This is a genomic window from Cohnella sp. GCM10027633, assembly GCF_042675445.1.
GTDB lineage: Bacteria > Bacillota > Bacilli > Paenibacillales > Paenibacillaceae > Cohnella.
This window is the reverse complement of sequence record NZ_JBHTGV010000002.1, coordinates 251,521-264,053: the sequence shown is the minus strand read 5'-3', so window position 1 is coordinate 264,053 and position 12,533 is coordinate 251,521. Positions and strand designations below refer to the sequence as shown.

Below are 12,533 nucleotides of genomic sequence, written 5' to 3'. Positions count from 1 at the left end.
CGTCATCTATCGGTCGCAGCCTCTGTCCTCTTATGACCGCGCCTTCCAAGCATCGGGCGTCATGCCGTAGTGGTTCTTGAACAGCTTGATGAAATATTGCGGCTTCTGATAGCCGACTTCCAATGCGATCTGACTCACTTTGGAATCTTTATTCTTAAGCAGCTCGACCGCCTTATCCATGCGCAATCGCAGCACGTAGGCGGAGAAGTTCTCCCCGCTCTCCTGCTTGAACAGGTTGGAGACGTACACCGGGTGCAGATGGACGTGATCGGCGACCGATTGCAGCGTCACTTCGCTTAACCGTTCCGCCACGCAACGATAGATCCGGTCCATCAAGTCCGATCGCAGGTTGTCCGACCGGTTGTCGCTATAAGCCTTCAGCATCTTGAACCGCACGAGCGCCCATTCCCGGAGCGGCGCCGGACTCCAGCTGGCGTCCGCCCGCAGGATCATGTCGATGTCCCTGCCGAATACCTCGAAGAACCGTTTGCCCTTCTTGTGCACGTAGTAGGTGAACGCTTGAAGCAGAGCGGTGTAAATCTCGAATCCGTATTCGTTCTTATTGCTCGCCTGGTGGTCCAGCTCGTCGAAGATCGTCGTCAGCTTGTTCTCGAAGGAGCCCCACTGCTCGACGTCGATGAGCTGCATCAGCGTCGGCGTCGCATAGAGGGAAGACAGCGGGCGCAGCTCGGCCGCGGCCTGGTCTTGGGCGACGCTAAGGAAGCTCTCCGTCTGGTAGCCGATGAAGTCCGTATAGGTCGATAACGCCGACTGGTACATTCGGTCCAAGTCCCGGGGCAACGTCCCGCTATGGCCGACGACGACCGACACCTTCATCTTCAAGTACAGCTTCGTCTGGTGCTGCATATGCCTCGCGAGATCCTCGAGCTTGGCTTCCGCCCCGCCCTTGTCCCCGCCGGCCGCGGCTTCGCGCGGTTGAACGAGCATGATCAAGTAATCGTACGGATCCTTGCACAGCCATACCCGATAATGCTCGGAGAACACTTCCTCGGCGATGTTGCGCAGCGCGTACTCGAGCAGCGAGACGTTATACAGATCGAGGTTCGCGAAATCCTCTTCGACTCGGATGCACAGAAGCGTCGCGGCTTCGTCCAGCGCGAAGTTCAAGGCGTACAGCCGGATTTTCTCCTCTACGGAAGCCTTCGGAATCCGCCGTCCGTTCAGCAAGTCGAGCAGCAGCGATTCCCGCAGCCTCGGCAAGCTGTCGCGGAACAGATCCGCGATCTTCCGTTGGTCGACGAGCTGCTTCCCTTCTTCCTCGATCTCGGCGATCAGCCTGCGCAGCGTCAGCTCCAGCTCGTCGTTGGGCACCGGCTTCAGCAAGTAGTCGGATACGCGTTGCTGGAGCGCCTCCTTGGCGTACTGGAACTCGTCGTGTCCCGTCAGAATGACGGTTTTCACGTTGCGGTGCTTTTCGTTGATGCAGGAGATGAGCTCCAACCCGCTCATCCCGTTCATCTGGATATCGGTCACGATAATATCGATCGAATGGTACGCCAGCAGCTCCAGCGCTTCCTCGCCCGAATAGGCTTTGTGCACCGCGGAGATGCCCAACTCGTCCCACGGGAGCGCGATCGCCAGACTATCGACGAGATGCGTATGGTCGTCCACGAGCAGAATTTCGTACATCGCCGTTCCCTCCTTCCGCGGTTACTCTTGCTCCGCGTATTTCCATGCCAGCTCCGCCAGGACGCCGCCGAGCGGAGATCTGCGGATCGTCAATCCCGAGCCTTCCCCGAACAACAGCTTCATCCTCTGGTGCACGTTCTGCAAGCCCGACTCGATCTCCTCGTTCTTGGCCGCGCGGATGCGAACGTTCATCGTCTCCATCGCCGACGGCTCGATCCCGGTCCCGCTGTCTTCGACCGCCAGACGCGCGAACGCGCCCTCCGTCGTTCCGACGATGCGGATCGTTCCGTATTCGCTATGGTTCTTGAAGCCGTGAAGAATGACGTTCTCCACGAGCGGTTGAACGACGAGACGCGGAATCTCCATATCCAACATGGTCGGCTCGACTTCGATCTCGTATTCGTAGCCGTCCATGAGCGAGCTGTTGATCTCCAAGTAATGGGACACCATCTCCAGCTCTTCCCGGAGCGTCGCCAGCTTCTTCCCGGTCTTCGTCGTGTAGCGGTAGTACTTGCTCAGGTTCATCGTCATCGCGATCGCCGCTTCCTTCTCGCCCAGCTCGATCATGCTCTTGATATAAGCGAGCGTGTTGTACAGGAAGTGCGGATTGATCTGGGATTGCAGCTGCTTCAGCGTCGCTTCCTTAGACCGCAGCTGCTCCTTGAACACGTCCTCGATCAGCTCCTCGATTCGCGATGCCATCGCGTTGAAGCGGTCGTACAAGTAGCGGAACTCGCCCTTCGGCTTGTCTTTCATCCGGCTCGAGTAGAAGCCCTTCTCGATGAGATTCATGCTCTGCGTCAGCTTGCGGAACGGAATCTGCACGTTCCTGTACAGGATGAACGCCATGAACACCGCCATGAACAGCATCATCGAGCTGATCGCGTAGAACATCGTCTGGTTGCGTTCGATCGGCGCCATGATCTGCGAGATCGGCACGTAATCGACGATGTACCAGCCGAGCGAGTCGACTTTCTCGTAATGGATCTGATAGCTCGAGCTTCCGGCCTCGCTCAGGAAGTAGCCTTCGTCCGTGGATAGCTCCAGGCCTGAGAGCAGCTCGCCGATCAGCTCCCGGTCGGACGTGTAATTGTAGATCGGCGCGCCGCCCGGCTTATACAGGAACGGATCTCCCGACCCCTTCGCCTTGAAATCGGTCAGGGCGCCGTTGATCTCCGCCACGTCCATCTTCACGACGACGCGCATGTCGGCGACCTCCCGCGCGCCGGAGCTGCGCGGATAAGACAACACTTCCATGAAATACGCCCCGGCGGGATCGTCGAAGTACTGCCATAGCGTGTCCTCGTCTGGCAATCTCGAAGGCAAGGCGTTCAAGCTCGCGTTGCTCTTGATCACGTCGCCGTTCTTCGGATAGGAGACGGCGATGACCGCCTTCCAATCCCCGTATCCCGCAAGACGGTTGATCTCCTCGGATACGGTTCGCACCGTCTTGTACTTCTGCAGAATATCGCCGAGAAGGTCCGGATAGGCCAGGTTGCGGACGTCCGTGCTCTCGTACAGCATCTTCTGGTACGTATCGAGCTGCAGCAACGTCTGATCCAGCTGGCTCGCGAACGTCTCGATCTGGTTCTGCTTCACCTTCATGATCTCGTCCGACAGCAGCCCGACGCTCGTGCGGTTCGAGTAGGCGTACAAGATCAGAATCGGCGTGAGTAAAATAAACAGCGTCGACATGACTTTCGCGAATATCCCGAATTTAAACATGCGCTTCCCTCATTCGTCCCTCGTCGTAGGCGTTCGTCTACCGCGCGGTGCTCTGATACGCTTGGAACTGGCTGCGGGCTTCCTCGAACACCTTGTCGAGGCCCGCCTTCTTCAAGGATTGAATCGCGTCCGCATACCCCGCGTCATAACCGACGAGCCCGAAGTTGATCGGCTCGAACTTCTCCTTGTACACCGTCAGCACCTTCGCCAGCTCGTTCTTGACGGGCTCCTCGTTGAAGTGGAAGCCGAACAGCTTGGACACTCTCGCGTTGTCGTCGTTGCTCAGCATGTCTTCGATCACTTCGTCTTCGACGTTCGTCGGGGCGATGAAGTACTTCGTATTCCGCCACATCCATTCGTACATAAGCTGGTCGTTCGTCAGCAGCCTGATCTTGCCGTCGTCGAGCTCGTAGTCTTTGCCTTCCACGCCGTAGATGATGAACATGTAGTTCTCTTTGCTCTTCAGAATCCAATTCATGAACATCATCGCGCGCTCGGGGTTGGCCGCGGCGGCGGGGATCATGTACGCTTCGTTGCTCGGCGCCGTAATGTACTTCGGCTTCCCGGGGGCGAGGTAGTACTCGCGAAGCCTTGCCTGCGGGTCGGCTTTCCGCGCTGTTTGCAAGTTCTCCATCGCGCGGGAGACGGCGCCGACGCGGAACAGCAGCTTCCCGGCGTTCTCCTGGTCGATCTTCGCCGCCGGGTTGCCGACGAGATCCTTGTCGATCATGCCCGAGGCGACCCAAGATTCGCGAAGCTTCACGGTTTTCTCGTATAGCTCGGACTCGACGTAATTGATCAGCTCTCCGGTATCCTCGTCCACGGCGAACAACTGGCGTTCGTCGAGCATCGTGTAGTTGCCGTCGGATATTTCGCGCCAGAGGACGTCGTGGCCGCGATCCGTCTCCAAGTAGCCGTAATAGCTCTTATCCTTCGCATGCATTTTACCGTAAAAGGCATCGAGATCCGCTATCGACGAGATGGCGGTCATGCCGACGGATTCCAGCAAATCCTGACGGACCATGACCGAAGTGAACTTGCCCGCCGAATTGAACGCCTGGGAAGGAATCGCCCATTGCTTGTCGTTAATCTGGTGCAGCTTGAAATTGTCCGCCGGAATGTTCGCGACGAGATCAGAGCCGAAACGGGCGAGCAGGTCGTCCAACGGCTGAATATAGCCCATCGTCATATAGCCGGATACGAAGGGCGTGCCATACCAGAACAGATCGTATTTCTCTCCCGTGGACAAGGCCAACTCTAGCTTCTGCTGATAGTTCGCCCACGGAATATAAGTCAAATCGAGCTCCATATTCAAATCTTGCTTCAGCCGCGCGTTCAGCTCGTTGTCCACGAACTCCCTCATGCGCGGGGATTCGTCCCCCGGCATGATCATCTTCAGAGTGACGAACGGTTCGATTCCGCTTCCGGAAGACGACGTCGAGCTCCCTTCGTCGCCTTGGCCGAAGCAGGCGCTGAAGAGAACGCTGAATAAGGCGAGGGCAATGACGGCTAGCGGCTTGCGTCCGGGCATGGAACCGAACCTCCGATCGATGTCGTTAACAGCCTAATAGTACTAGGTTACATGAACCGCGATCGATCGCATAGACCCGCAATTCAAGAATCGATGCCCCGATTTTAAGAATGAGCAAGACGTCCCGTTTCATGCGCTTTGCACGAACGGAATCGCAGGTTAATGAAAAACTCCCTCGCGCAAAGTGCGCGCCAGGGAGTTTCTCCATGCGTTTCCGTATTTACATCATCCGTTTTATGAATGTTTTCCATACGCCTCAAGAAGTCGAGTACACTCCGCGGCGGTAATCGGAAGAACGCCGCCGTGGCGTTTCTTGGTTACCCCCAGATCGTATTCCCCTTCCGGCACCACTCTGAATTCCCCGCTTGCCAAGTCGGAAGTCAGCAGAGGGAGGTATCCCTTTCTTTCCGCGAAGCGGTCCACGATTAAGCACCATTCGTCGCGGTCGTTGAGTTTGAAGATTTGAGGACCTTCCAAGCCGTCAATCGCTTCCAAGTTAGGGGCGCTCAAGTCGGCGAACGCGTTCTTGTCCAGCGAAGAACCCTTCTCTACCCTGATGTTCTTCGTCGTTTCATCCTTGGAATACCGGTAATAGGCTCCGTCGTGAGCAATGATCGTCGTGTCGATCACGTGGTTTGCCCGTTCGATGTATATTTCCGGCGCCGAGAAGCCGCGGAAATCCTTCGTACGAGAGCAATAGATTCTGTGCTTCCTCTCTCGTTCCGACGGCCCCTTCGTCGCGGACGCCCAGAACACCAGAAATTCATCCGTCGCTTCGTCATAGATCGCTTCGGGCGCCCACGCGCATCCTGCTTCCGGTACGCCGATCGTAACCGCCCAGGGGGAAGACCAATGCGCCAGGTCATCGGATTCCCACACGATCATGTCCCTGCTGCCTTCGTTAACGGCAACCTCCCACCCCTTGCCGCTTGCGATCCGAAGGTCGGTGGCCATTAAATAGAACTTGTTCTCCTTGTTCGAGCGAACGATGAACGGATCGCGTACGCCTTGCTCTCCGATCTCCGAACGCAGCACCGGCAAGCCCCCGTTCAAGTCGTTCCAATGCAGTCCGTCTTCGCTGCAGGAGAAATACACTTGTTCCTCGTCCGGCTCTTCTCCGATAAAATGCACCAATAAGTACCCTGCGTATCTTTCATGATGAACGGTCATCGTTAATACGCTCCCTTCCTATTGTTCCGAATCCAGAATGAAGCGGTTCCACTTGCGCTGCCAAGCCGCGTCCTGCCAGAACGGGTGATGCGGCGCGCAGTTAGAGCACAGCACCATCCCCCAGAAGCCGAGCGACATCCCTTTGCGGATCGCGTATTCGGCGATATGCTTGCCGACCGGCCCTTCCTCGAAGCCGGCCTCGAGCGGCGTATAGCCGACATAGCCTTCGCCGATCGCCACCGGAAGCCGCTGGCGCGCCGCCCATTCCGCGAGCTCGTCGAATCGGAAGTCCAGCTTCTGCAGCATCGCGAGCTTATGCTCGCCGTAAAGTTCGTACAAATAGTAGTCCCAGCGAACCGGATCGACCCAGTCGTGCAAGTAGAGCAGCTTCATCCCGACGGGATTGCCCTCCATTCGCCATTCCTGACCCGGCGGCAGCTTGCAGCTCTCGAACGGAGGCGCGTCCTCGCGGAGCATCGACCGTACGAGCGCGTTCGGGAACTCGCCGGAGGCATTCTCGATGCCTGTCCGATCCATGAGTTCCTGCAACGCTCCCTTGATGTACATATGGAAGTGCGCCACCTGCATCCCGTCGGCCACGTATGCCTTCGGATACGCTTCGTTCAGCGTATAGCTCGCGGTCATCAACACGTCCGGATGACGTGCCTTCAGGTAGTCTACTGCTTCTTCAATGTAAGGCTTCATGATACGGACGACAACCGGCGTATCCGAATCGGCGTAGCCTTGATCGGTCGCTACCTTCGTCAGTTGACCGAACTCGACTTCATTGTGCAGCTCGACATAGGCGATCCGGTCACCGTAGCCCGCCTCGCTTACGTAGTCGATCTGCCGATCGAGCGAGCGCGCCAGCGCCATGAAGCGCTCGGCGGCGGGGATGCCCGCGAGTTCGTCGCGAAGCTCCGGCGTCGCCAGGAAGCTCGGGCTCTGCTGGTATTCCCATGAAGACAGGATGATATAGCAGCCGTGCGCCTTGGCTTGGCGGAACAGCTCGAGCAGTTGCGCGTGGCCGTCCAGCTCTGCGCCGCCGGCGCAATTGTACCATCTCGTCCGCCGGCCGACCGTACCGAGGTTGCCGAGGCGAAGCGGACCCGGCCGTACGCCATCCGCCGTGAACAGCAGATACGGCATCGCGCAGATGCGGATCGTATTGTAGCCGCGCTCGACCGCTTCCGCGAAGCGGTTCGCCAGTTCTCCGTACTCATAGGGCTCTCCCGGCTGCGTCATCGTATACCAGGAGAAGTCCCACATCGTAATCGTCAGCTTCCGGGGCAGCCTGTCCATGAGTCGGCCGACGTCCGGACGAATGCCTGCTATTCCTTCGCTCATCTCTCTTTCCACCTCTATTCCTTATGTGGAGCCGTCACGACGATCTCGTATACCGGAACCGCGCTGATCGACGCGATGTCCGCGATGAGCTCCTTCGCAGATTCGTTCCAACCCGCCATCGTCGTATTGCTGTTCACGAACGTGCCTTTGCGAATCGGGGAGATATAGATGTACATTCCCTTATCCAGAAGTCGCTCCTCGAAGCGCTTCAAGCCGATCTCCCACGTCGTTCCGTTGCTGAAGTTGTCGTTGATCATGTCGCCGTCGATGAAGGCGTAGCCGATGTCGCCCGTATAGTCGATGCGCAGCAGCGCTTCCTTCACGCCGTCCAGCGCATTCGGCGCGAACGATAGCACCGCGCGTTCCTGCTTCACGCACTCATATTCGAACGAAACTTCCCGATTCGGCGCTTGCAACGAGTAAACGCGGAACAAGCCTTTTTGCTCGTTGGCCAAGAGCTCCCCGCCCGAGACGTTCCCGAGAGAATCCTCGAAGTCCGGGAATACGCTTAGCGTCACATTCGTCTGATCGGTAGATTCCAGCTTGATCGTATCCCCGTCTACGAGCAGATTCGCGTTCGTGAAGATCGCCCGCTCGCGTCCTCTGACGTTCGCCTTCCAGAAGTTCAGGCTTTCGCTGTCCGTCATGGCGTAGATGGCCAGCTTCCTTCCGTCCGCGGACGCCAAGCGGATCAAGCCGGACTGTCCGTCTTGCACGCGAACGATCGTCAAGCCTTCATCCGTGCCGCCGACCGTCGCGCCTTCTGCCTCCACGTTCGCCAAGTCGGCCGAGCGCAAGGCGAATTCGCCCTTCATCCCGTCCGGAATCGCGAAGAAATAATAGGTCATTCCGTCGACTTCCAGGTCTGTAACGAGCTGAGCCGTGGCGTACTTCAGCAGAATGCCGCCCAGATCGAAGTTGAACGGCAGCATCGCGAAGCTTTCCTTGCCCAGCGTCAGCTCCCCTTCGCTCGGAACCGTGATCGTCTCGTTCGGGAGATCGATGCTCACGTTGAAGTCGCTGAGCGGATGCGTCTCGACATGATCCTGGAAGTTATTCAGGAACAAGTAGCCCGATCCATGATGCGAACGTACCGCATAGCGAAGCGTTTCGACCTCGTAGGGGTCCATCGCAGACGTATCGCCCGGCAGAATCGTCTTCGTCAGCGCGAACGACTTCTGATACGAGGAGAAGAAGTAGTGCTGCAGCTTCGTCCGCTTGTACGATTCCCGCACCTGGCCGAATTCCCCGATCAAGGCGTTGAAGTCGTACGACAGCTTCGGCGTAGCGAGGTCGTTCGTGTACGCGTTGACCTTGCCCTTCGGATTCGTTCCGCCGTGATACATATAATAGCCGAGAAGGTTGCAGCCTTCCGCGACCTTCATGACGGTCATCGCCGGCACGCTCTTGTACGGGAATTCGAAGCGGTACTTATAGAACGGCGTCATGCCGCCGCCCATCTCGCAGCACGCGTACGGGTAGTCCTCCGGCTCATAGAACGGCTCGAAGTTGTAGCTCTTCGGAATCGCGTTGTTGTGTTTATCCCGGAAAATATACTCCGGCGTCGCGGGATGCTCCTTCACCTCCGCGAAGCGGTGCTCCTCATAGTAGATCCACGGCCAGAACGCATAGCCGCCCCATAGCGGGAGCATGTCCGGCACCGGCGTCGTCGCGCCGCCCCAGCCCGTGCACGTGTAGAGCGGCGTATCGATGCCTGCTTCGAGCGCCATCTCCTTCAGCTTCATCATATGCTCGTTGCCGCCCGTGCCGCCGTTCAGCCACATGTTGTTGATGCCGACCGTCAAGCCCCATTGCGCGGACGAATGGTTGTGCTCGTTCTCGATCTGGGTGCCGATGACGGGTCCGCCGTCCTTGTACAGCAGTCCCTGCACTTGCTTGCCGATCTCGCCGTACAAGCGGCGAGCATAGGCCAGGTAGCCTTCGTCGTTGGAGCGCACCTCGAACGGGCGGCCGAACAGCCAATCCGGAATGCCTCCGTTGCGGATCTCGCCGTGGTCGAACGGTCCGATCCGCACGATGACGTATAGGCCATGCTTGCCGCACAGCTCGATGAAGCGGCGCAGATCCTTGTTCCCGCCCCACTCGAACGCGCCCTCTACTTCCTCGTGCAGGTTCCAGAAGATATACGTCGCCATAATATTGACGCCGCCCATCTTCATCTTGATGATCTCGTCTTCCCAGCAGCGTTCGTCGTAACGGGTATAGTGGAATTCGCCGCAGATGCCGATGAACGGCTCTCCGTCCAGCTCCATGTAGTAGTTCGTGAAGCTGATCCGCTGACCGGCCGGATTCGCGCCCCCCATCTTGATGTGATCGGAGTAGATCCGTTTGGAGTCGTTGCGGACTTCGATGCGATAGTTGTTCATTCGGTTGTTGTTCCTCCTCTATTGAATCGGGGCGGCAGATGCAGGGCGAAGCCAAGATGACGGACGTCAGGTTGAAGCGCGCCTACGATGAGAATAACGGCGCAGGGTTGCCCCTGCGCCGCCGCTATCCCTTTGCTTATTGACCTTTGTTCGCCAAGAACGCGGATGCTTGGGCTTCGACTTCCGTCTTCACCTTCTCGACGCCGGCGGACTTCATCTTGTCGAAGAGCGTGTTGAACGCGCCTTCGACGTCTTTAACCGCGCCGACCGTGATCGGCAGGAAGTACTGCGCCGCCACGCTCTTCAGGTTCGCGGTTTCGGCCTTCACGTTCTCGGAATTGAACGAGAAGCCGATGTAGGTGTCAGGCACCAAGTAGTCTTTGACCTTGTTGTTCAGTTCGATATACTCGTTCGTCCAAGTGACGCTTGGCTTAGTGAAATCCTTGTCGACGAACCAGAAGCCCGAGGAATCCGCCGGGAACGTATTCGTCTCTTGCGTAACGCCTTCCGGCAGCCCCAGCTTGCCGTCGGCGGTAAGCGTATAGTTCTTGCCTTCGATTCCGTAATAGACGAGCATCGCGTATTCTTCGTTCTCCATCAGCCGGTCGAGAACTTGCAGCGCGCGCTCCGGATTCTTGGAATTCGCCGCGATGGCGACGCCGTTATTCAGCCAGCTGTTCGCCGAGGAATGTCCGGACGGCGTCAACGTCGGTATGATGTACGTCTCGACGCCTTTGTTCGCGCACGTCGCGAGCGTAGGCTGAATGTCCAGCGAGTTGCCGAATGCCACGCCCGTCTGTCCTTCGCAGAAGTTGTCCTTGGAGCGGACTTTGTTAGAGAACGGATTCTTGTTCACGTAACCGGCATCGTACCAGCCCTTCATCGTATTGGCCGCGGACTTCATCGCGCTAGCCGCCGGCTCATCCCAGAAATGAAGGATCTTGCCCGTCGGGTCCTCGATGTCGGTAGTGACGCCTACGGAAGAGGGATCTCCGGAGTCGAACGGAGCGGCGCCGTAAGCATATTGCTCGCGAACCAAGTTAATGAACGGCGTCGGCAAGTCGTATTGGGAGTCCAGATTCAGCGGAATCATGTCCGGATAGTCTTTCTTGATCGTTGCAAAATACGGCTCCAGCTCGGAAATCTTCGTCGGGTTCGTCAGTCCGGCTTTCTCCATCACATCTTTGCGAAGAACCATTACGTTGACCTTGCGGTCAGGCGTCGTCGTCGGGATCATGTACTGCGTGCCGTTGACTTCGGCAGCCTTGTACGCCGCAGGGTCCTGCTTCGCGTAATAGTTCGGCATGTAAGTCTTGAACATCTCTTCGTTCAGCGGCATGAATGCGCCCTTGTTCGCTTCGGAGATGTAGTAATTCCAATCCGCCGTGAAGATGAAGTCGACGTCTTCGCCGGAAGCGAGCACGAGCGGATACTTCGAGGCGATATCTCCCCATCCGATATAGTTAAGCTCCAGCGTCGCGTTAACGTCCTGCTTCAGCTTCGCGTTCACGGCTTCGAGAACTTCCGGCATTCCCTTCGGAGCTTCGCCGAGCAAGTAGCCGACAAGCTTCACTTCCTTGGAATTGTCGATCTGGGCTGCGGCGGACGCAGTCGAGCTGGCAGAGCCGCCGGCTGTAGCCGGGGCGCTGGAAGCCGCGTTATTCGCGTTGTTGTTGCCGCACGCGGCAGCTAACAAGGACGATAGGACGAGCGTGGATAGTACGGCTGTCTTTTTTCTGTTCGAACCTTTCAAGACAATACCTCCCTTGTGTTTATCATGCACAATCATCTATATAAATTCCGACCGGTACGGAATCTATATCAGCCTTTGACGGAGCCGATCGTAATGCCGCTGACGAAGTACTTCTGCGCGAATGGGAACAGCAGCACGATCGGCCCGGTAGCGACGACCGTCATCGCGAGCTTGAACGTCTCCTTCGGCGCGTCCAGACTCGTCACGTGCTGAGCCATCGCCGCGGATAAGTTGATGGAAGCCAGCATTTTGTACAATAAGTACTGCAACGGGATGAGATCGTCCTTGTTCGTGAACATCATCGCCGTCCACCAGTCGTTCCAGTAAGCCAGCACGGTGAATACGCCGATCGACGCCAACGCGGGCTTGGACAAGGGTAGGATCATCGTGACGAAAATCCGGAAGTGTCCCGCGCCGTCGATCTTCGCCGACTCGATGAGCGGCTCGGGAACGGAGCCGCGAATGAAGCTCCGCAGAATCAGCACGTACATGACGTTGAACATCGGACCGAGGATGAGAACGGCATACGTATTGGACAGATCCAGGTAACGGCTAATCCAGATGTAGAACGGCGCAAGTCCGCCGCTGAACAGCGTCGTGAAGAACAGGAAGAACGAGAAGACGTTGCGAGCCTTCAGTTCCTTACGGCTGATAACGTAAGCCGCCATCGACGAGATGAATAGCGACAGCGTCGTGCCGATGACGGTGATCAGAATCGACACGCGATAGCCGGACAAGATATCGGCCGGATATCTGAAAATGTAGGAGAAGGCTTCCAACGAGAAATCCCGCGGCCAGAACCAATACCCCTCCTTCATAACCGAGGATTCGGACGTCAGCGAGCCTGCCACCAAGACGATGAACGGGATGAGACAGAAGATCGCGATCAAGGTCACAATCGAATAGGAGAGGAAAGTGAAAGCCGGAGCCTTGCCGAGCGAGCTTCCGGAAGCGTTCGTATTCATGTCTG

At 57.5% G+C, this 12,533-nt stretch carries 8 protein-coding genes; all 8 read right to left on the bottom strand.

Annotated elements, in window-relative coordinates:
• Positions 1-30: 30 nt before the first annotated feature.
• Positions 31-1,650, bottom strand: a complete 1,620-nt coding sequence (locus ACFQZG_RS05775; protein ID WP_378150609.1) for a response regulator — start codon at positions 1,648-1,650, stop codon at positions 31-33.
• A 21-nt stretch (positions 1,651-1,671) separates the two neighbouring features.
• Positions 1,672-3,375, bottom strand: a complete 1,704-nt coding sequence (locus ACFQZG_RS05770) for a sensor histidine kinase (protein WP_378150608.1) — start codon at positions 3,373-3,375, stop codon at positions 1,672-1,674.
• Positions 3,376-3,412: 37 nt separating this feature from the next.
• Complete coding sequence (locus ACFQZG_RS05765; RefSeq protein ID WP_378150607.1) at positions 3,413-4,906, bottom strand: ABC transporter substrate-binding protein; 1,494 nt, start codon at positions 4,904-4,906, stop codon at positions 3,413-3,415.
• A gap of 234 nt (positions 4,907-5,140) precedes the next feature.
• Entirely contained in the window at positions 5,141-6,076 is a 936-nt protein-coding gene (locus ACFQZG_RS05760) for a glycoside hydrolase family 43 protein (protein ID WP_378150606.1), read from the bottom strand.
• Between the two features lie 18 nt (positions 6,077-6,094).
• Positions 6,095-7,423 (bottom strand): cellulase-like family protein, encoded by a 1,329-nt coding sequence (locus ACFQZG_RS05755; RefSeq protein WP_378150605.1) that lies wholly within the window; start codon positions 7,421-7,423, stop codon positions 6,095-6,097.
• A gap of 14 nt (positions 7,424-7,437) precedes the next feature.
• Complete coding sequence (locus ACFQZG_RS05750; RefSeq protein WP_378150604.1) at positions 7,438-9,810, bottom strand: beta-galactosidase; 2,373 nt, start codon at positions 9,808-9,810, stop codon at positions 7,438-7,440.
• Positions 9,811-9,946: 136 nt separating this feature from the next.
• Positions 9,947-11,563, bottom strand: coding sequence for an extracellular solute-binding protein (locus tag ACFQZG_RS05745; RefSeq protein WP_378150603.1), 1,617 nt, complete (start codon positions 11,561-11,563; stop codon positions 9,947-9,949).
• A gap of 68 nt (positions 11,564-11,631) precedes the next feature.
• A complete protein-coding gene (locus ACFQZG_RS05740) occupies positions 11,632-12,528 on the bottom strand; it encodes a carbohydrate ABC transporter permease (RefSeq protein ID WP_378150602.1) in 897 nt (298 codons plus the stop codon).
• Positions 12,529-12,533: the final 5 nt, after the last annotated feature.